This window comes from Streptomyces parvulus (assembly GCF_014648855.1).
Classification (GTDB): domain Bacteria; phylum Actinomycetota; class Actinomycetes; order Streptomycetales; family Streptomycetaceae; genus Streptomyces; species Streptomyces parvulus.
Genome location: NZ_BMRX01000005.1, coordinates 175,456 through 196,340 on the forward strand (window position 1 = coordinate 175,456; position 20,885 = coordinate 196,340).

The 20,885-nt window shown below is 72.1% G+C and carries 17 protein-coding genes; 12 read left to right on the forward strand and 5 right to left on the reverse strand.

Annotated features, from left to right (window positions below):
• Window positions 1-3 precede the first annotated feature (3 nt).
• Window positions 4-1,470, reverse strand: a complete 1,467-nt coding sequence (locus IE108_RS10840) for a sodium:solute symporter family protein (RefSeq protein ID WP_064727992.1) — start codon at window positions 1,468-1,470, stop codon at window positions 4-6.
• A gap of 114 nt (window positions 1,471-1,584) precedes the next feature.
• Here IE108_RS10840 and IE108_RS10845 point away from each other — a divergent pair, with 114 nt between their 5' ends.
• Window positions 1,585-3,153 carry a PucR family transcriptional regulator gene (locus IE108_RS10845; RefSeq protein ID WP_064727993.1) on the forward strand — a complete coding sequence of 523 codons (1,569 nt, stop codon included), beginning with the start codon at window positions 1,585-1,587 and terminating at the stop codon, window positions 3,151-3,153.
• 42 nt (window positions 3,154-3,195) lie between these two features.
• Window positions 3,196-3,987: a phosphatase gene (locus IE108_RS10850; RefSeq protein WP_064727994.1), complete on the forward strand. Its 792-nt coding sequence runs from the start codon at window positions 3,196-3,198 to the stop codon at window positions 3,985-3,987.
• Window positions 3,988-4,000: 13 nt separating this feature from the next.
• Here IE108_RS10850 and IE108_RS10855 read toward each other — a convergent pair whose 3' ends face one another.
• From IE108_RS10855 to IE108_RS10870, 4 genes are all read right to left on the reverse strand, one after another.
• Entirely contained in the window at window positions 4,001-4,975 is a 975-nt protein-coding gene (locus IE108_RS10855) for a cation diffusion facilitator family transporter (RefSeq protein WP_064727995.1), read from the reverse strand.
• A 5-nt stretch (window positions 4,976-4,980) separates the two neighbouring features.
• Entirely contained in the window at window positions 4,981-5,853 is an 873-nt protein-coding gene (locus IE108_RS10860; protein WP_064727996.1) for an acyl-CoA thioesterase, read from the reverse strand.
• A gap of 30 nt (window positions 5,854-5,883) precedes the next feature.
• Window positions 5,884-7,041, reverse strand: a complete 1,158-nt coding sequence (locus IE108_RS10865) for an acyl-CoA dehydrogenase family protein (RefSeq protein ID WP_064727997.1) — start codon at window positions 7,039-7,041, stop codon at window positions 5,884-5,886.
• 97 nt (window positions 7,042-7,138) lie between these two features.
• Window positions 7,139-7,750 (reverse strand): SACE_7040 family transcriptional regulator, encoded by a 612-nt coding sequence (locus IE108_RS10870; RefSeq protein ID WP_064727998.1) that lies wholly within the window; start codon window positions 7,748-7,750, stop codon window positions 7,139-7,141.
• 97 nt (window positions 7,751-7,847) lie between these two features.
• Here IE108_RS10870 and IE108_RS10875 point away from each other — a divergent pair, with 97 nt between their 5' ends.
• From IE108_RS10875 to IE108_RS10920, 10 genes are all read left to right on the forward strand, one after another.
• Window positions 7,848-9,464, forward strand: a complete 1,617-nt coding sequence (locus IE108_RS10875) for a carboxyl transferase domain-containing protein (RefSeq protein WP_064727999.1) — start codon at window positions 7,848-7,850, stop codon at window positions 9,462-9,464.
• 36 nt (window positions 9,465-9,500) lie between these two features.
• A complete protein-coding gene (locus IE108_RS10880; RefSeq protein ID WP_064728000.1) occupies window positions 9,501-11,462 on the forward strand; it encodes an acetyl/propionyl/methylcrotonyl-CoA carboxylase subunit alpha in 1,962 nt (653 codons plus the stop codon).
• Window positions 11,459-12,424 (forward strand): hydroxymethylglutaryl-CoA lyase, encoded by a 966-nt coding sequence (locus tag IE108_RS10885; protein ID WP_064728001.1) that lies wholly within the window; start codon window positions 11,459-11,461, stop codon window positions 12,422-12,424. The genes IE108_RS10880 and IE108_RS10885 overlap by 4 nt, the downstream gene beginning before the upstream one ends.
• A gap of 6 nt (window positions 12,425-12,430) precedes the next feature.
• Window positions 12,431-13,591 carry an acyl-CoA dehydrogenase family protein gene (locus IE108_RS10890; RefSeq protein ID WP_064728002.1) on the forward strand — a complete coding sequence of 387 codons (1,161 nt, stop codon included), beginning with the start codon at window positions 12,431-12,433 and terminating at the stop codon, window positions 13,589-13,591.
• 120 nt (window positions 13,592-13,711) lie between these two features.
• Complete coding sequence (locus IE108_RS10895; protein WP_064728003.1) at window positions 13,712-14,758, forward strand: ABC transporter substrate-binding protein; 1,047 nt, start codon at window positions 13,712-13,714, stop codon at window positions 14,756-14,758.
• A gap of 25 nt (window positions 14,759-14,783) precedes the next feature.
• Window positions 14,784-15,644, forward strand: a complete 861-nt coding sequence (locus IE108_RS10900) for a siderophore-interacting protein (RefSeq protein WP_064728004.1) — start codon at window positions 14,784-14,786, stop codon at window positions 15,642-15,644.
• Window positions 15,645-15,819: 175 nt separating this feature from the next.
• Window positions 15,820-17,262, forward strand: coding sequence for a lysine decarboxylase DesA (desA, locus tag IE108_RS10905; protein WP_064728005.1), 1,443 nt, complete (start codon window positions 15,820-15,822; stop codon window positions 17,260-17,262).
• The gene (locus IE108_RS10910; protein WP_064728006.1) at window positions 17,246-18,526 is read left to right on the forward strand and encodes a lysine N(6)-hydroxylase/L-ornithine N(5)-oxygenase family protein; all 1,281 of its coding nucleotides are present in this window, start codon (window positions 17,246-17,248) and stop codon (window positions 18,524-18,526) included. The genes desA and IE108_RS10910 overlap by 17 nt, the downstream gene beginning before the upstream one ends.
• Window positions 18,523-19,080 carry a GNAT family N-acetyltransferase gene (locus IE108_RS10915; RefSeq protein ID WP_064728007.1) on the forward strand — a complete coding sequence of 186 codons (558 nt, stop codon included), beginning with the start codon at window positions 18,523-18,525 and terminating at the stop codon, window positions 19,078-19,080. The genes IE108_RS10910 and IE108_RS10915 overlap by 4 nt, the downstream gene beginning before the upstream one ends.
• Entirely contained in the window at window positions 19,077-20,846 is a 1,770-nt protein-coding gene (locus IE108_RS10920) for an IucA/IucC family protein (RefSeq protein ID WP_064728008.1), read from the forward strand. Before IE108_RS10915 ends, IE108_RS10920 begins: the two co-directional genes overlap by 4 nt.
• Window positions 20,847-20,885: the final 39 nt, after the last annotated feature.

Here is a 20,885-nt window from a genome sequence, read left to right on the forward strand (position 1 = left end):
ACTCTACTGGGGTGCCGGGACCGGCGGTTCGGACGGGGATTCGGGGGACCGCCCGGCGAGGCGTTCGCGCCACGCGGCGAGGATCGCCTCGTCGGTGGGGCGGGTGGCCAGGGAGACGGCGACGTAGACGGCGAGGGAGGCCAGCAGGCCGTAGTAGATCGGCTCGTTGGCGAGGACGCCGAACCCGGCCATCAGGCCGACGACGGTCAGGCCGCCGACCGCGACGGCGGCGAGGGCGCCCTGCGCGGTGCCCCGCTTCCACAGCAGTCCGCCGAGGATGGGGACGAGGAGGCCGCCGACGAGGAGGTTGTAGGCGACGGTGAGCGCCTCGACGACGTCGTTGAGGGCGATGGCGATGACGACGACCAGCACGCCCATCGCGAGGATGAAGACGCGGTTGCCCTTCACCTCGTCGTGTCCGCCGTCCCGCGGCTTGCGCAGGGCGCCGCGCAGCCGGGACCAGATGTCGTTGTTGGCGACGGTGGCGCAGGCGATGAGGGCGCCGGAGGACGTGGACATCACGGCGGCCAGGGCGGCGGCCAGCACCAGTCCGCGCACACCCATGGGCAGTTCGTCCTTGACGATGGTGGCGAAGGCGTCGTCGGGGCTGGCGAGCTTCGGGTAGAGCACCTTGGCGGCGGTGCCGATGACGGCGCCGGCGACGGCGTAGACCAGGCAGTAGGTGCCGGCGATGGTGCCGCCCCACTTGGCGGTGCGGTCGCTGCCGGCCGTGAAGACGCGCTGCCAGATGTCCTGGCCGATGAGCATGCCGAACGTGTAGATCAGGACGTAGGTGAAGATCGTCTCGCCGCCGACGCCCAGCGGGTCGAAGTACTCGGTGGGCAGCTGGGCCTTCATCTCGCTGAAGCCGCCGGCCTTGACCACCGCGATGGGCAGCAGCAGGAGCAGGACGCCGATGGTCTTCACGACGAACTGCACCATGTCGGTGAGCGTGATGGACCACATGCCGCCGAGCGTGGAGTAGGCGACGACGATGGAGCCGCCCAGGATGATCGCGAGGGTGCGGTTCACGTCGAAGAGGACGTCGAAGATCGTGGCGTAGGCGATGGTCGAGGTGACCGCCAGCATCAGGGTGTACGCCCACATGACGACGCCGGAGATGACGCCGGCCTTGCCGCCGTAGCGCAGGTCGAGCATCTCGGAGACGGTGTAGACCTTCAGCCGGGCGATGCGCGCGGAGAAGAAGACCGACAGGGCGAGCAGGCCGAGGCCGATGGTGACGACCATCCAGGCGCCGGAGAAGCCGTACTGGTAGCCGAGGCCGACGCCGCCGATGGTGGAGGCGCCGCCGAGGACGATCGCGGCCATGGTCCCGGAGTACATCGCGGGGCCGAGCCGCCGCCCGGCGACCAGGAACTCGCTCTTGGACTTGGCGCGGCGCATGCCCCACCAGCCCATGGCGAGCATGCCGGCGAGATAGACGACGATCACGATGTAGTCGACGGCCATGGGGGGAGCCCTCCTTCGCGCACTCGGTCCGGGTTGACACTAGGTGGCTGAAAAGCGACTGCGAAGTGTACGTTTCATCTACTCGGGACCGCTCGACTGGAGGAAACGTCCATCATGCCGGAGCCGGCCGTCCCCTCAGTGCCCTCCGCGTCTCCCGCGCCGCCCGCGCCGCCCACTCCCCCGGTGTCCCTGGCGGCGCTGCTGTCGCGGGAGGACCTGGGCCTGCGCCAGATCGCCGGGCCCCCGGCGGCGGACGTGCGGGTGCACTGGGCGCACACCTCGGAGATGTCCGACCCCTATCCCTACCTGCTGGGCGGCGAGCTGCTGCTGACGGCGGGGGTGCACGTGCCGGAGGCGGCGGGCTCGGGGACGTACTTCGACGACTACGTGGCGCGGATCGTCGAGGCGGGCGGGGCGGCGCTCGGCTTCGGTCTCGCGCCGGTGCACGACACGGTCCCGAGGGCGCTGGTCGCGGCCTGCGAGGCGTACGGGCTGCCGCTGGTGGAGGTGCCGGAGCGGACGACGTTCTCGGGCGTGGCGCGGGCCGTGTGGCAGCTGATGGCGCGGGCCAGGCTGGCCGAGCTGCGCCGGATCTCGGAGGCCCAGCAGGGCCTGGCGGCGGCGGCCTCGCGTCCCGACCCGGTGCCGTCGGTGCTGCGCAGGCTGGCCGGCCGCCTGGAGGGGCGGGCGGTGCTGTACGGGCCGGAGGGCACGGAGATCGCGGCGGCGGGGCGGGAGCCCGGGGGCGAGGTGCGGCGGGCGCTGGAGGAGCTGGCCCGGTTCGTCACCGGGCACGCCTCCAGCACCGCCACGGACACGGTGGCCGGCACCCGTCTCGCCGCGTACGCCCTCGGCACCGGCCAGGGCTTCGTCCTCGGGGTCGCGGCCCCGCACCGGGAGTCCGGGGACCACACCATCGCGTCGGTCGCCGCCGTCCTGCTCTCGCTCCTGACCGGCGAGCACCAGAGCGGCACGGGCGCGGCCCGCTCCTCGGCGCTGGTGCGGCTGCTGCTCGGCGCCCGGCGCGAGGAGGTCGCCCCGCTGCTCGCGGGGGGCGGCGGGGAGGCGCCCCGCTGGCACGTCGTGCACGCCCGCCCCGACACGGGGACGCCCGACCCCGTCTCCGCGTCCGCCCTGGGCGCGGCCCTCGGCTCGCCCCTGGTCGACACGGCCGAGGAGGTCGTACGGGTGCTCGTACCGGTCGCCGGGTCGGCCGAACCGGCCGGGACGACCTCGACGACCGCCTCATCCCCGGCCTCGCCCCCCGCCCCCCAGCCCGGCTGGGTGCTCGGGGTCAGTGCCGCCGTCGGGCCCGCCGAGTGGCCGGCCGCCGATGTCCAGGCGGCGCGCGCGCTGGCGCGGGCGAGGGCCGTCCGGGCGCCGCTGGTGCGGCACGGCGACCGGCCCGCCCTCGCCGACCTGGTCCCGGCCGGCGAGGCCGAGGCGCACGCGCGGGCGCTGCTGGCGCCGGTCGCGGCCGTCCCGGCGCTCACCGAGACGCTGCGCGCCTGGCTCTCCCTGCACGGCAGCTGGGACCGCACCGCCGTCGCGCTCTCCGTGCACCGCAACACCGTCCGCCAGCGCATCGCCCGCTGCGCCGCCCTGCTGGAGACCGACCTCGACGACCCGGACGTGCGGATGGAGCTGTGGTTCGCGCTGCGTGACCCGCGTCCCAGCGAGTGAGGTGCCGGAGACCGGGACGGCGCGCTGCCCCACAATGGAGCCATGCCGATACCCGGGACACCCAGCCGCGCCGAACTCGCCGAACACCTCGTCAGAACCCGCATCGCGGGCGACGTCGCCACCCCCCGCGAGAACAACCTCTCCCACTACCGGAAGCTGGCGAACGGCGACCGCGGCTTCTGGCTCGGCCTGGAGCTGGGCGACCGCTGGACCGACGAGCAGGACGTGCTCGCGGTGATGGCGGAGCGCGTCGGCGTCAACGACGACCCGGAGTACCGCTACGGCCAGGACACCATCGACCCCGAGCTGACGGTCGCCGCGCTGGAGCGGATGGCGGGCCGGCTGCGCAAGGCGGCGGACGGCGGCCAGCGGGTGCTCTTCGCGACCGGCCACCCGGGCGGCCTGCTCGACGTCCACCGCGCCACGGCCGACGCGCTGCGGGGCGCCGGCTGCGAGATCGTGGTGATCCCGGAGGGGCTGACGACGGAGGAGGGGTACGTCCAGCAGTTCGCCGACGTGGCCGTCCTGGAGCACGGCGCCTCGCTCTGGCACACCCACTCGGGCGAGCCCATGAAGGCCATCCTGACCGGCCTGGAGCGCGCCGGCCGCCCCCTGCCCGACCTGGTGGTCGCCGACCACGGCTGGGCCGGGTACGCCGCCCAGCACGGCGTCGACTCCGTCGGCTACGCGGACTGCAACGACCCGGCCCTCTTCCTCGCCGAGTCCGAGGGCACCCTCCAGGTCGCGGTGCCGCTGGACGACCACGTGGTCAGCCCGCGCTACTACGACCCGATGACCGCGTACCTGCTCGGCGAGGCGGGACTCGCCGGATAGCCGGCCGGCCGGCTCACGGCCAGGGGTTGAGACCCTCCGAGCGGCGCTGCGCGAACCCGGGCGTCGGGTCCAGGTAGACCCGGCGGATCATCGGGAACTCCTCGCGCAGCCGCTGCTCGGCCCGTTCGCTCGCCCACTCGATCTGCGCCGCCGTCGCCACGTCCCGGAAGTCGACCTTGGCGGCGACCAGCGCCTCCCGGGGCCCCTGGAGAAGGGTGGTCAGCTCCAGTACGGCCTCGATGTGCTCGACGGCCACCAGCTCCGCCCGGATCCGCTCGCGCACGGACCGGGGCAGGGGGCGGCCGATGAGGAACTCGGCGTTGGAGCGGCCCAGCACCCACGCGACGTACAGCAGCAGGGCGCCGATGCACAGGGAGGCGACGCCGTCCCAGACGCCGGACCCGGTGAGCTGCCCGCCGAGCAGGCCGCCGGCCGCCAGCAGCAGGCCGGCCAGGGCGGCGGAGTCCTCCATGACGACGGCCTTGACGGCGGTGTCGGGGGTGCGGCGCAGATAGCGGCCGAAGGAGACCCGGTAGCGCCGGGCCTCGCCGCGGGCCTGCCGCAGGCCGGTGCGCAGCGAGTAGCCCTCCAGGAGGAAGGCGACGGCCAGGACGAGGTACGCCACCAGCGGGTCGCCGGGCTCCTCGCCGTGGGTGAGGGTGTGGACGCCGTCGTACAGGGAGAAGACGGCGCCGCCGACGAAGGTGGCGACGGCGGCGAGCAGCGCCCAGATGTAGCGCTCGGGGCCGTGGCCAAGGGGGTGGTCCTCGTCGGCGGGGCGCTCGCTGCGTTTGAGGGAGGCCAGCAGCAGGACCTCGGTGACGGTGTCGGCGACCGAGTGGGCGGCCTCCGACAGCATCGCGCTGGACCCGCTGATCACGCCGGCCACCGCCTTGGCGACGGCGATGCCCAGATTGGCGAAGGCGGCGACCAGGACCGTGAAGGTGCTCTCGCCGCCGCCCGTGTCGTCCCGCGCAGGTTCCGCCATGCCCCTCAGTGTTCCCGAGGGACCCGCACCACGCCTTCCTGGACGACCGAGACGGCGAGCCGACCGTCCCGGGTGTGGATGCGGGCCTGGCCGAGGCCCCGGCCGCCGGACGCGGACGGGGACTGCTGGTCGTACAGCAGCCACTCGTCGGCGCGGAAGGGCCGGTGGAACCACATCGCGTGGTCCAGCGAGGCGCCGACCACGTCGCCGACGGCCCAGCCGCCGCGGCCGTGGGCGAGCAGCACCGAGTCCAGCAGCGTCATGTCGGAGACGTAGGTGGCGAGGACGACGTGCAGCAGGGGGTCGTCCGCGAGCTTGCCGTTGGTGCGGAACCACACCTGCGAGTGCGGGTCGCGGGGCGTGCCGAAGTCGCCGAAGGGCGGGTCGTCGACGTAGCGCAGGTCGACCGCGGCGCGCGCCTCCAGGAACCGTTCGACGGTCTCGGCGGGCAGGTGCGGATAGCTGCGCAGCCGTTCCTCGCCGGTGGGCAGCGTCTCCGGGTCGGGCGCCGGCGGCATGGGGGCTTGGTGGTCCAGCCCCTCCTCGTAGCTCTGGAAGGACGCGGAGAGACCGAAGATCGGCTTGCCGTGCTGGACGGCGACGACCCGGCGGGTGGTGAAGGAGCGGCCGTCGCGCAGCCGGTCCACGTTGTAGACGATGGGGGCGCCGGGGTCGCCGGGGCGCAGGAAGTACGCGTGCAGGGAGTGCGCGTGCCGGTCCGCGGGGACCGTGCGCCCGGCGGCGACCAGGGCCTGGGCGGCCACCTGCCCGCCGAAGACCCGGGGGACGACGGCGGAGCGGGAGCGGCCGCGGTAGATGTCCTCCTCGATCCGCTCCAGGTCGAGCAGATCGAGGAGGGACTGGAGTGCTTCGCTCATGTCCTGTGCTTCTGAGGTCTGCAGACCGGTCTACAGGCCCATGTTCTTCGCGATGATCGACTTCATGATCTCGCTGGTGCCGCCGTAGATGCGGTTGACCCGGTTGTCCGCGTACAGGCGGGCGATCGGGTACTCGTTCATGTAGCCGTAGCCGCCGTGCAGCTGGAGGCAGCGGTCGATGACGCGGTGGGCGACCTCGGTGCAGAAGAGCTTGGCGCTGGCGGCCTCGGCGGGCGTCAGCTCACCGGCGTCCAGCGCCTCGGTGGCGCGGTCGGCGACGGCCTCGGCGGCGTCCACCTCGGCCTGGCAGGCGGCCAGCTCGAACTTGGTGTTCTGGAAGTGGGCGACCGGCTTGCCGAAGACGGTGCGGTCCTGCACGTACTGCTTGGCGAAGCGGACGGCGGCCTTGGCCTGGGCGTAGGCGCCGAAGGCGATGCCCCAGCGCTCGGACGCCAGGTTGTGGCCGAGGTAGGAGAAGCCCCGGTTCTCCTCGCCGAGCAGGTCCTCGACGGGGACCTTGACGTCGACGAAGGCCAGCTCCGCGGTGTCGGAGGTGCGCAGGCCGAGCTTGTCGAGCTTGCGGCCGACCGAGTAGCCCTCGGACTTGGTGTCCACGGCGAACAGGGAGATGCCGTGGCGCCGGTCGTCGGAGGTGGGCGCGGCGGTGCGGGCGCAGACGATGACCTTGTCGGCGTGCACGCCGCCGGTGATGAAGGTCTTGGCGCCGTTGAGGACGTAGTGGGTGCCGTCCTCGGAGAGCTTGGCGGTGGACTTCATGCCCGCGAGGTCGGAGCCGGTGCCGGGCTCCGTCATCGCGATGGCCCACATCTCCTCGCCGGTGACGAACTTCGGCAGGTAGCGCTTCTTCTGCTCGTCGGTGGCCAGCATCTTGATGTAGGGCAGGGCGAGCAGCACGTGCACGCCCGAGCCGCCGAACTGGACGCCCGCGCGGGCGGTCTCCTCGTAGAGGACGGCCTCGAACTTGTGGCTGTCCATGCCGGCGCCGCCGAACTCCTCGGGCACGTTGATGCCGAAGATGCCCAGGTCGCCGAGCTTGTGGTAGAAGTCGCGCGGCGCCTGGCCGGCGGCGAACCACTCGTCGTAGACGGGGACGACCTCGCCCTCGATGAAGGCGCGGATGGTCTCCCGGAACGCCTCGTGGTCCTCGTTGAACACCGTACGGCGCACCGCGCCACCTCCAGGGTACGTATCTAAGCGCTTGCTCAGACTTCACCGTACCGGCGGGTAGGGAGGGGCGTAAAGACCGGGCCCCGGGTAACCCTCGTCACTCCCCTCCCACCGCGGCGAACGCCCCCCGCGCCATCCGGTGCAGCAGCTCCGCCGTGACCGCGCGGCCCGGCAGGGAGCCGGGGCGGCCCAGGTGCGGGGTGGAGTTCAGGAGGCCGAAGACCGAGTGGACGGCGGAGCGGGCGCTGGGCTCGGCGACCGCCGGGTAGACCTCGCGGACCACCCCGACCCACAGCTCGACGTACTGCCGCTGGAGCTGGCGCACCATCTTGCGGTCGGCGTCCCGGAGGCGGTCCAGCTCGCGGTCGTGCAGGGTGATGAGCGGGCGGTCGTCGAGCGCGAAGTCGATGTGACCCTCGATGAGCGAGTCGAGGACCGCCTCGGCACCCGCCCCGGAGCCGGCCACCCCCTCGGCCTCCGCCAGCCGCCGTTTCGCCCCCGTCAGCAGCTGTTCGCTGATGCCGACCAGCAGCTCCGCGAGCATCGCGTCCTTGCCGGCGAAGTGCCGGTAGAGGCCGGGGCCGCTGATGCCCACCGCGGCGCCTATCTCGTCGACGCCGACCCCGTGGAATCCGCGCTCGGCGAAGAGCCGCGCGGCCTCCTTGAGGATCTGCTCGCGGCGGGTGGGGGCGTCGGTTCTGGTGGCCATGGGAGCAATTCTAGACAGGGAGGTTAGCGGTCGTTAACCTGAGGGAAACGCGTTAACGCTCATTAACTGGTCGATCACTGGGTGAGGGGACCGCAGGATGCACGAGGCACCGGAGCTGACGACGGCGGCGGATCCCGCGTCCGAGGCCTTTCGGGCCAACGAGGAGGCGCACCGCGTCCTCGTGGAGGAGCTGCGCGCCAAGCTCGCCGCGGCCCGGCTCGGCGGCGGGGAGCGGGCCCGGGCCCGGCACACCGCGCGCGGCAAGCTGCTGCCGCGCGACCGCGTGGACACGCTGCTCGATCCGGGCTCGCCGTTCCTGGAGCTGGCGCCGCTCGCGGCCGACGGGCTCTACGACGGGCAGGCCCCGGCGGCCGGCGTCATCGCCGGCATCGGCCGGGTCGCGGGACGGGAGTGCGTGGTCGTCGCCAACGACGCCACCGTCAAGGGCGGCACGTACTACCCGATGACCGTGAAGAAGCACCTGAGGGCGCAGGAGGTGGCGCTGGAGAACCGGCTGCCGTGCCTGTACCTGGTGGACTCGGGCGGCGCCTTCCTGCCGATGCAGGACGAGGTCTTCCCCGACCGCGAGCACTTCGGGCGGATCTTCTACAACCAGGCCCGGATGTCCGGCGCCGGCATCCCGCAGATCGCCGCCGTCCTCGGCTCCTGCACGGCGGGCGGGGCCTACGTCCCGGCGATGAGCGACGAGGCCGTGATCGTCCGCGGCCAGGGCACCATCTTCCTGGGCGGACCGCCGCTGGTGAAGGCCGCCACCGGCGAGGTGGTCACCGCGGAGGAGCTGGGCGGCGGCGAGGTCCACTCGCGCGTGTCCGGCGTGACCGACCACCTGGCCGAGGACGACGCGCACGCGCTGCGGATCGTCCGCCAGATCGTCTCCACGCTGCCGGAGCGCGGCCCGCTCCCCTGGGCCGTGGAGCCCGCCGCCGAGCCGAAGGCCGATCCGCACGGCCTGTACGGCGCGGTGCCGGTCGACTCCCGCACCCCCTACGACGTCCGCGAGGTCATCGCGCGCGTGGTGGACGGCTCCCGCTTCGCCGAGTTCAAGTCGGAGTACGGGCAGACCCTGGTCACCGGCTTCGCCCGGATCCACGGCCACCCGGTCGGCATCGTCGCCAACAACGGCATCCTGTTCTCCGAGTCGGCCCAGAAGGGCGCCCACTTCATCGAGCTGTGCGACCAGCGCGGCATCCCGCTGGTCTTCCTCCAGAACATCTCCGGCTTCATGGTCGGCCGGGACTACGAGGCCGGGGGCATCGCCAAGCACGGCGCCAAGATGGTGACCGCGGTGGCGTGCACGCGCGTGCCGAAGCTGACGGTGGTCGTCGGCGGGTCCTACGGCGCGGGGAACTACTCGATGTGCGGCCGGGCGTACTCGCCGCGCTTCCTGTGGATGTGGCCCAACGCCAAGATCTCCGTGATGGGCGGCGAGCAGGCCGCGTCCGTGCTGGCCACCGTCAAGCGGGACCAGCTGGAGGCGCGCGGCGAGGAGTGGTCCGCCGAGGACGAGGAGACCTTCAAGGCACCGGTCCGCGCCCAGTACGAGCACCAGGGGAACGCCTACTACGCGAGCGCCCGCCTGTGGGACGACGGGGTCATCGAGCCCGCCGACACCCGCCGGGTGCTGGGCCTGGCCCTGACCGCCTGTGCCAACGCGCCGCTGGGTGAGCCCCGGTTCGGCGTCTTCCGGATGTGAGGAGGGGACTCGATGGGAAGCACGATGGGGAGCTCGATGTTCGACACGGTGCTGGTGGCCAACCGCGGTGAGATCGCGGTGCGGGTCATCCGGACGCTGCGCGCGATGGGCGTGCGCTCGGTGGCGGTCTTCTCCGACGCCGACGCGGACGCCCGGCACGTGCGCGAGGCCGACGAGGCGGTACGGATCGGCCCGGCGCCGGCGGCGGAGAGCTATCTGTCCGTCGAGCGGCTGCTGGAGGCCGCCGCCCGCACCGGCGCGCAGGCCGTCCACCCGGGGTACGGCTTCCTCGCCGAGAACGCCGGGTTCGCGCGGGCCTGCGAGGAGGCGGGGCTGGTCTTCATCGGGCCGCCCGCCGACGCGATCGCCCTCATGGGCGACAAGATCCGGGCCAAGGAGACGGTCAAGGCGGCCGGGGTCCCGGTCGTCCCGGGCTCCAGCGGCAGCGGGCTGACCGACGCACAGCTCGCCGACGCGGCCCGCGAGATCGGCACGCCGGTGCTGCTCAAGCCGTCGGCCGGCGGGGGCGGCAAGGGGATGCGGCTGGTGCGGGACGCCGCCGTGCTCGCCGAGGAGATCGCCGCCGCCCGGCGCGAGGCCCGCGCCTCCTTCGGCGACCACACGCTCCTCGTGGAGCGCTGGATCGACCGGCCCCGGCACATCGAGATCCAGGTCCTGGCCGACGGCCACGGCAACGTGATCCACCTGGGCGAGCGGGAGTGCTCCCTCCAGCGCCGGCACCAGAAGATCATCGAGGAGGCGCCCAGCGTGCTCCTCGACGAGGCGACCCGGGCCGCGATGGGCGAGGCCGCCGTGCAGGCGGCGCGCTCCTGCGGCTACCGGGGCGCGGGCACGGTGGAGTTCATCGTGCCGGGCAGCGACCCGTCGTCGTACTACTTCATGGAGATGAACACCCGCCTCCAGGTCGAGCACCCGGTGACCGAGCTGGTGACGGGCCTGGACCTGGTGGAGTGGCAGCTGCGGGTGGCGGCGGGCGAACCGCTCGGCCTCGCGCAGGACGACGTCCGGCTGACCGGGCACGCGGTGGAGGCCCGGCTGTGCGCCGAGACTGTGTCCATCAAAGAGGGCGCGCGCGGCTTCCTCCCCTCCGGCGGCACCGTGCTGCGGCTGCGCGAGCCCCAGGGTGACGGGGTGCGCACCGACTCCGGGCTCAGCGAGGGCAGCGAGGTCGGCAGCCTCTACGACCCGATGCTGTCCAAGGTGATCGCCTACGGCCCCGACCGGGAGACGGCGCTGCGCAGGCTGCGGGCGGCCCTGGCCCGGACGGTGACGCTGGGCGTGCAGACCAACGCCGGGTTCCTGCGGCGGCTGCTCGCGCACCCGGCGGTGGTGGCGGGCGACCTGGACACCGGGCTGGTGGAGCGCGAGGCCGACGGCCTGGTCTCCACGGACGTGCCGGAGGAGGTGTACGAGGCGGCGGCGGCCGTACGGCTGGACGCGCTGCGGCCGCGCGGGGACGGCTGGACCGACCCGTTCTCGGTGCCGGACGGCTGGCGCACGGGCGGCGAGCCGAAGCCGGTGGCCTTCCCGATGCGGGCCACGGGACTTGAACCCGTCACGCACTCCCCGCGCGGCACCCACGCCGTCACCGACGACCAGGTGGCCGTCACCCTCGACGGCGTCCGGCACACCTTCGACCGCGCCGGCGACTGGCTGGGCCGCGACGGCGACGCCTGGCACGTGCGCGACCACGACCCGGTCGCCGCCTCCCTCACCCGCTCCGCCCACGCGGGCGCCGACTCGCTCACCGCGCCGATGCCGGGCACGGTGACGGTGGTGAAGGTCGCCGTCGGCGACGAGGTGGCCGCCGGGCAGAGCCTGCTGGTCGTGGAGGCGATGAAGATGGAGCACGTCATCTCCGCGCCGCACGCCGGCACCGTCGCCGAGCTGGACGTCGCGCCCGGCACCACGGTCGCCATGGACCAGGTGCTGGCGGTCATCGCCCCGGCCGAGGGCGGAGAGGAGCAGACGGCGTGAACACCCCCGAGCTGGGTCTGCCGATGACCGTGCCGGCCGAGGGCCTGCCCGCCCGCGTCCGCATCCACGAAGTGGGCGCCCGCGACGGCCTGCAGAACGAGAAGGCGGTCGTCCCGGCAGCGGTGAAGGCGGAGTTCGTCCGCCGCCTCGCCGGGACCGGTCTGACCACCATCGAGGCGACGAGCTTCGTGCACCCCAAGTGGGTGCCGCAGCTGGCGGACGCGGAGGAGCTGTACCCCGCCGTCGCGGACCTGCCGGTCGACCTCCCCGTCCTGGTGCCGAACGAGCGCGGCCTGGACCGCGCGCTGGCCCTCGGCGCACGCCGGGTGGCCGTCTTCGCCAGCGCCACGGAGTCCTTCGCCAAGGCCAACCTGAACCGCACGGTGGACGAGGCCCTGGCCATGTTCGCGCCGGTGGTGGCGCGGGCGAAGGCGGCCGGCGTGCACGTGCGGGGCTACCTCTCGATGTGCTTCGGCGACCCGTGGGAGGGCGCCGTCCCCGTCCCGCAGGTGGTGCGGGTCTGCCGGGCCCTGCTGGACATGGGCTGCGACGAGCTGAGCCTCGGCGACACCATCGGGGTGGCGACCCCGGGCCACGTCGACGCCCTGCTCGACGCGCTCACCGGGTCCGGCGTCCCGGTCGGCGCGCTCGGCGTGCACTTCCACGACACCTACGGCCAGGCCCTGTCCAACACCCTGGCCGCCCTGCGGCACGGCGTCACGACGGTCGACGCCTCCGCGGGCGGGCTCGGCGGCTGTCCCTACGCCAAGTCCGCCACCGGCAACCTCGCCACCGAAGACCTCGTGTGGATGCTGCGCGGCCTCGGCATCGACACCGGGGTCGACCTCGGCCGTCTCGTCGCCACCAGCGTCTGGATGGCCGCCCACCTGGGCCGACCCAGCCCGTCCCGCACCGTACGAGCCCTGGCGGGCTCGGGCGCCGACTCCCACCAGGAGCACTGATCACCCATGGACCACAAGCTCTCCCCCGAACTGGAAGAACTCCGCCGCACGGTCGAGGAGTTCGCCCACGACGTCGTGGCGCCCAAGATCGGTGACTTCTACGAGCGGCACGAGTTCCCGTACGAGATCGTCCGCGAGATGGGCCGCATGGGCCTGTTCGGGCTGCCGTTCCCGGAGGAGTACGGCGGCATGGGCGGCGACTACCTGGCGCTCGGCATCGCCCTGGAGGAGCTGGCCCGGGTCGACTCGTCGGTGGCGATCACGCTGGAGGCGGGCGTCTCGCTGGGCGCGATGCCGGTCCACCTGTTCGGCACCGAGGAGCAGAAGCGCGAGTGGCTGCCCCGGCTGTGCTCGGGCGAGATCCTCGGCGCCTTCGGGCTGACCGAGCCGGACGGCGGTTCGGACGCGGGCGCGACGCGGACGACGGCCCGGCTCGACGAGGCGACCGGCGAGTGGGTGATCAACGGCACCAAGTGCTTCATCACCAACTCGGGCACGGACATCACCGGCCTGGTCACCGTCACGGCGGTCACCGGCCGCAAGCCGGACGGCCGGCCCCTGATCTCCGCGATCATCGTCCCCTCCGGCACCCCGGGCTTCACGGTGGCCGCCCCGTACTCGAAGGTCGGCTGGAACGCGTCGGACACCCGTGAGCTGTCCTTCGCCGACGTAAGGGTCCCGGCGGCCAACCTGCTGGGCGAGAAGGGGCGCGGCTACGCCCAGTTCCTGCGCATCCTGGACGAGGGACGCATCGCCATCGCCGCACTGGGTACGGGACTCGCGCAGGGCTGTGTGGACGAGTCGGTCAGGTACGCGAAGGAACGTCACGCCTTCGGCAAGCCGATCGGCGCCAACCAGGCCATCCAGTTCAAGATCGCGGACATGGAGATGAAGGCCCACACCTCCCGCCTCGCCTGGCGGGACGCGGCCTCCCGCCTGGTGGCGGGTGAGCCGTTCAAGAAGGAGGCGGCGCTGGCGAAGCTGTACTCGTCGACGGTGGCCGTGGACAACGCCCGGGACGCCACCCAGATCCACGGCGGCTACGGGTTCATGAACGAGTATCCGGTCGCGCGCATGTGGCGGGACTCGAAGATCCTGGAGATCGGCGAGGGCACCAGCGAGGTCCAGCGGATGCTGATCGCACGGGAGTTGGGGCTGGCGGGCTGAGCCGGCCCACCGTCGCGGGGCGGGGCCGGTCGGCCCCGCCCCTGGACAAGATCTGAGGTTAGGCTAACCTACCTTCGAATTGTCCCGCGGAGCTCCGCACCGTTCGAAAGCAGTCACACCATGCGCAACGCCAGAGCTGCCCACCCGACCCGCCGCGGAATCCTCGCCGCCGGCGGCGCCATCGGCCTCGGTGCCGCGCTCGCGGCCTGCGGGGACGACGACGCGAAGAGCGGCGGTTCGGGGGACGGCGCGGGCACCGGCAAGTCCGGCCCCTGGTCCTTCAAGGACGACCGCGGCACGACCGTGAAGCTGGACTCGGTGCCGAAGAACATCGTCGCCTTCACCGGTGTCGCGGCCGCCCTCTGGGACTACGGCGTCCAGGTCAAGGGCGTCTTCGGCCCCACCACGACCAAGGACGGCAAGCCCGACGTGCAGGCCGGCGACCTCGACGTCGCCAAGGTCACCGTCCTCGGCAACGAGTGGGGCAAGCTCAACGTCGAGAAGTACGCGAGCCTCGCCCCCGAGGTGCTGATCACCACGACCTTCGACACCGCCGGCACCCTCTGGTCCGTCCCGGAGGAGTCCAAGGACAAGGTCGCCAAGCTCGCCCCGAGCGTCGCGGTCTCCGTCTTCGACCGCCAGCTCACCCAGCCGCTCCAGCGCATGTGGGAGCTGGCCGAGTCGCTGGGCGCCGACATGAAGGCCAAGAAGGTCACCGACGCCAAGGCCGCCTTCGAGAAGGCCGCCGCCCGGCTGCGCGCCGCCGCCAAGGCCAAGCCCGAGATCAGGGTCCTGGCCGGCTCCGCGAGCGCCGACCTCTTCTACGTCTCCGGCACCAACCTGTCCGTGGACCTGGAGTACTTCAAGGCCCTCGGCGTGAACTTCGTCGAGCCCTCCGAGGACGCCAAGAAGGCGACCGGCGGCTGGTTCGAGAGCCTGAGCTGGGAGAACGTCGACAAGTACCCGGCCGACATCATCATCATGGACGACCGCGCCTCCACCATCCAGCCCGCGGACATCACCGAGGGCACCTGGAAGCAGCTCCCCGCGGTCAAGGCCGGCCAGGTCATCGCCCGTTCCCCCGAGCCGATCCTGTCCTACGACAAGTGCACGCCGCTGCTGGACAACCTCGCCGAGGCCATCGAGAACGCCAAGAAGGTCGGCTGACCTTCTCCGTCTCCCGGAGCACGCCATGACGACGGCCGTAGCCGCCCCGTTCCGTTTCTTCTCCCTCCAGGTCGTACGGACGAGGCGGCTCGGTCCGTCTCTGGCCCGTGTCACCTTCGCCGGCGACGACCTGCGCGCCTTCCACTCGGACGGCCGCGACCAGTCCCTGTCGCTCTTCCTGCCGCACCCGGGCCAGTCGGAGCCCGCGGTGCCCTTGGAGCAGGGCGACGGATGGTGGCAGGCGTGGCGCGAACTGCCGGACGACGTAAGGGCGGTGATGCGCTCGTACACACTGCGGGCGCTCCGGCGCGACGTCGGCGGCGACACCGCCGAGATCGACGTCGACTTCGTGCTGCACGGCCTCGAACCCGGCGCCGCCCTGGAGGCGGGCCCCGCCGCCCGCTGGGCCGCGGCCGCCCGCGCCGGGGACCGCGTCCTGCTGCTCGGCCCCGCCGTCGCGGACAACCGGGCGATCCGCTTCCGGCCGCCCGAGGACACCGACCTGGTGGTGATCTGGGGCGACGAGACGGCCGTGCCGGCCGCCTGCGCGATCGTCGAGTCGCTGCCCGCCGGCACCCGCGCGCGGGTCTGGCTGGAGGTGCCGCACGCCGAGGACGCGCAGGACCTCGCGACGGCGGCGGACGCCGAGATCACCTGGCTGGTCCGGGACACCGCCGACGGCCCCGAGGCGACCCTGGCCACCCTGCGGGAGGCGCGGCTGCCGGACGCCGAACACCCCTACGTCTGGATCGCGGGCGAGTCCGGCTGCGTCAAGTCGCTGCGCCGGCACTTCGTGCGCGAGCGGGGCATCGACCGCAGGCGCGTCACCTTCGTCGGCTACTGGCGCCGGGGTCTGACCGAGGAACAGCTCCGCGAACAGGGCTGATGCCGCCGGGTGTTGCCACCGTGCACACGAGTGACCGCAGTCACGCGGGGGCCTGCGTTTGATCCAATCAACTTAGGTTAGGCTAACCTAAGTCGAAGCAAGGGCTCCGCCCCTTTCGCGCCCCTTCCACCCCCACCCTCTCCCTCTCGGACCGTCCCCACCGGAGGATCCCCACATGCGCTCGCACCTGCTCAACGACACCAACGCGGAGCAGTACCGCCGCTCCGTGATCGAAGGAGTCGAGCGGGTGGCCGCCAGAATCGCCACCACCGACCGCCCGTTCACCGGTGTCACGGTTGACGCCCTCTCCCCCCGCGTCGACGCGATCGACCTCGACCGGCCGCTGCACGACACGGCCGCGGTCCTCGACGAGCTGGAGGACGTCTACCTCCGCGACGCCGTCTACTTCCACCACCCCCGCTACCTCGCCCACCTCAACTGCCCCGTCGTCATACCGGCGGTGCTGGGCGAGGCCGTGCTCTCCGCGGTCAACTCCTCCCTGGACACCTGGGACCAGTCGGCCGGCGGCACGCTCATCGAGCGCAAGCTGATCGACTGGACCACCGACCGCATCGGCCTCGGCCCGGCGGCCGACGGCGTGTTCACCTCCGGCGGCACCCAGTCCAACCTCCAGGCGCTGCTGCTGGCCCGCGAGGAGGCCAAGACCGACTCCCTGGGCAAACTGCGGGTCTTCGCCTCCGAGGCCAGCCACTTCAGCGTGCAGAAGTCGGCGAAACTGCTCGGCCTCGGCCCCGACGCCGTCGTCCCGATCCCCGTCGACCACGACAAGCGCCTGCACACCGTGGCCCTCGCCCGCGAGCTGGAGCGCTGCGTGCAGGACGGCCTCGTCCCCATGGCCGTCGTCGCCACCAGCGGCACCACCGACTTCGGCTCCATCGACCCGCTGCCGGAGATCGCCGCGCTCTGCGAGCAGTACGGCGTGTGGATGCACGTGGACGCGGCCTACGGCTGCGGACTGCTCACCTCGCTGAAGTACCGGGACCGGCTGGCCGGCATCGAGCGGGCCGACTCGGTCACCGTCGACTACCACAAGTCCTTCTTCCAGCCGGTGAGTTCGTCCGCCGTGCTGGTGCGCGACGCGGCCACGCTGCGCCACGCCACCTACCACGCGGAGTACCTCAACCCGCGCCGCATGGTGCAGGAACGTATCCCCAACCAGGTGGACAAGTCGCTCCAGACCACCCGCCGCTTCGACGCGCTCAAGCTGTGGATGACGCTGCGCGTGATGGGCGCCGACGGCATCGGGCAGCTCTTCGACGAGGTGTGCGACCTCGCCGTCGACGGCTGGCGGCTGCTCGCCGCCGACCCGCGCTACCACGTCGTGGTGGAGCCGAGCCTGTCCACCCTGGTCTTCCGCTACATCCCGGGGGCCGTCACCGACCCCGCCGAGATCGACCGCGCCAACCTGTACGCCCGCCGCGCCCTGTTCGCCTCCGGCGACGCCGTGGTCGCGAGCACCAAGGTGGCCGGACGCCACTACCTGAAGTTCACCCTGCTCAACCCCGAGACGACCACGGCCGACATCGCCGCCGTCCTCGACCTGATCGCCGGCCACGCCGAGCAGTACCTGGGAGAGTCCCTTGACCGCGCTTCCTGAAGCCAGTGCCACGTACGACTTCGTGGGGATCGGCCTCGGCCCCTTCAACCTCGGCCTCGCCTGCCTCACCGAGCCGATCGCCGAGCTGAACGGCGTCTTCCTGGAGTCCAAGCCGGACTTCGAGTGGCACTCCGGGATGTTCCTGGACGGCGCCCACCTCCAGACCCCGTTCATGTCGGACCTGGTCACGCTCGCCGACCCGACCTCCCCGTACTCCTTCCTCAGCTACCTGAAGGAGAAGGGCCGGCTGTACTCGTTCTACATCCGGGAGAACTTCTACCCGCTGCGCGTCGAGTACGACGACTACTGCCGCTGGGCCGCGAACAAACTGAGCAGCGTCCGCTTCTCCACGACGGTGACCGAGGTGACGTACGACGAGCGCGAGGAGCTGTACGCCGTCGCCACCACCTCCGGCGACGTCTACCGCGCCCGCCGCCTCGTGCTCGGCACCGGCACCCCGCCGCACATCCCGGACGCCTGCCGGGGCCTGGCCGGCGACTTCCTGCACAACTCCCGCTACCTGGAGCACAAGGCGGAGCTGCAGAAGAAGGAGTCGATCACGCTGGTCGGCAGCGGCCAGTCCGCCGCCGAGATCTACCAGGACCTGCTCAGCGAGATCGACGTGCACGGCTACCGGCTGAACTGGGTGACCCGCTCGCCGCGCTTCTTCCCGCTGGAGTACACCAAGCTCACGCTGGAGATGACGTCCCCGGAGTACGTGGACTACTACCACGCGCTGCCGGAGCCCACCCGCTACCGCCTCACCTCGGAGCAGAAGGGCCTGTTCAAGGGCATCGACGGCGATCTGATCAACGAGATCTTCGACCTGCTCTACCAGAAGAAGCTGGGCGGCCCCGTCCCCACCCGCCTGCTCACCAACTCGGCACTGACCAGCGCCCGTTACGCGAACGGCACCTACACCCTCGGCTTCCGTCAGGAGGAGCAGGGCCGGGACTTCGAGATCGACACCCAGGGCCTGATCCTGGCCACCGGGTACCGCTACGCCGAGCCGGAGTTCCTCAAGCCCGTCCGCGACCGGCTGCGCTACGACTCCCGCGGCAACTTCGACGTGGCCCGCAACTACGCCGTCGACGTCACGGGCAGCGGTGTGTTCCTCCAGAACGCGGGGGTCCACACCCACAGCGTCACCAGCCCCGACCTGGGGATGGGCGCCTACCGCAACAGCTACATCGTCCGAGAGCTGCTCGGCACCGAGTACTACCCGGTCGAGAAGTCGATCGCGTTCCAGGAGTTCAGCGCATGACCACCCCCACGACCCCCACCGCGAGGATCGGCGCCCTCACCCTGCGCCCCCTCGACCCGCTCAGGGACGCCGAGCTGCTGCACGGCTGGCTCACCCACCCCAAGTCCGCGTTCTGGATGATGCAGGAGGCGAAGCTCGTCGACGTCGAGCGGGCCTACATGGAGGTGGCCGCCGACCCGCACCAGGACGCCTACGTCGGCCTGCACGACGGCGTCCCCGCCTTCCTGATGGAGCGCTACGACCCGGTCCACCGCGAGCTGACCGGCCTGTACGAGCCCGAGCCGGGCGATGTCGGCATGCACTTCCTGGTCGCCCCCACCGACCGGCCGGTGCACGGCTTCACCCGCGCCGTCATCACCGCCGTGATGACCGAGCTGTTCGCCGACCCGGCCACCGCCCGCGTCGTCGTCGAGCCGGACGTCGCCAATAAGGCCGTCCACGCCCTGAACGAAGCCGTCGGATTCGTGCCCGAGCGCGAGATCCAGAAGCCGGAGAAGAAGGCGTTGCTGAGCTTCTGCACCCGCGAGCAGTTCGAGAAGGCGGTGTCCCGATGAGCCTCGCCGACGCCGTCGCCCACCTCTCCCCCGAGCGCTGGGAGCAGGCCAACCGCCTCCTGGTCCGCAAGGCCCTCGCCGAGTTCACGCACGAGCGGCTGTTCTCCCCCGAGCCGGACGGCGACGGGTACGCGGTCCTCAGCGACGACGGCCAGACCCGCTACCGGTTCACGGCCACCGTCCGCGCCCTTGACCACTGGCAGGTGGACGCCGACTCCATCACGCGCCACCGCGACGGGGCCGAACTCCCGATCGCCGCGCTGGACTTCTTCATCGAGCTGCGGAAGACGCTGGGCCTGAGCGAGGAGATCCTGCCGGTCTACCTGGAGGAGATCTCCTCCACCCTCTCCGGCACCTGCTACAAGCTCACCAAGCCGAAGGTCACCTCCGCCGAGCTGGCCCGCGGCGACTTCCAGGCCGTCGAGACGGGCATGACCGAGGGCCACCCGTGCTTCGTCGCCAACAACGGGCGGCTCGGCTTCGGCATCCACGAGTACCTGTCGTACGCGCCGGAGACCGCGAGCCCGGTCCGGCTGGTGTGGCTGGCCGCCCACCGCTCGCGCGCCGCGTTCACGGCCGGCGTCGGGATCGAGTACGAGTCCTTCGTCCGCGACGAGCTGGGCGAGGGGACCGTCGACCGCTTCCACGGCGTCCTGCGCGAGCGGGGCCTGGACCCGGCCGACTACCTGCTCATCCCGGTCCACCCCTGGCAGTGGTGGAACAAGCTCACCGTCACCTTCGCCGCCGAGGTCGCCCGCGGGCACCTGGTCTGCCTCGGCGAGGGCGACGACGAGTACCTGGCCCAGCAGTCGATCCGCACCTTCTTCAACGCCTCGCACCCCGACAAGCACTACGTGAAGACGGCCCTGTCCGTCCTCAACATGGGCTTCATGCGCGGCCTGTCGGCGGCGTACATGGAGGCGACTCCGGCCATCAACGACTGGCTCGCCCGGCTCATCGAGGGCGACCCGGTGCTCAAGGGGACGGGTCTGAGCATCATCCGGGAGCGGGCCGCCGTCGGCTACCGGCACCTGGAGTACGAGCAGGCCACCGACCGCTACTCGCCCTACCGCAAGATGCTGGCGGCGCTGTGGCGGGAGAGCCCGGTGCCGTCGCTGCGGGAGGGCGAGACGCTGGCCACCATGGCCTCCCTCGTCCACGTCGACCACGAGGGCGCCTCCTTCGCGGGCGCGCTGATCGAGCGGTCGGGGCTCGCGCCCGCCGAGTGGCTGCGGCACTATCTGCGCGCCTACTACGTCCCGCTGCTGCACAGCTTCTACGCCTACGACCTGGTGTACATGCCGCACGGCGAGAACGTCATCCTGGTCCTGGAGGACGGGGTGGTGCGGCGCGCGATCTACAAGGACATCGCCGAGGAGATCGCGGTGATGGACCCGGACGCGGTGCTGCCGCCGGAGGTCGCGCGGATCGCCGTGGAGGTGCCGGAGGACAAGAAGCTCCTGTCCATCTTCACGGACGTCTTCGACTGCTTCTTCCGCTTCCTGGCCGCCGACCTCGCGGGCGAGGGCGTCATGGAGGAGGACGACTTCTGGGGGACGGTCGCGGAGGTCACCCGCGAGTACCAGGCGTCGGTGCCGGAACTGGCCGACAAGTTCGCCCGGTACGACCTGTTCGCGCCCGACTTCGCGCTGTCCTGCCTCAACCGGCTCCAGCTGCGTGACAACCGGCAGATGGTGGACCTCGCCGACCCGTCCGGCGCGCTCCAGCTGATCGGCCGGCTGGAGAACCCCCTCGCGGGGCGCTGACCGGCCGGCCCCGTGAACGGGCGGGCACCCCGGAGACGG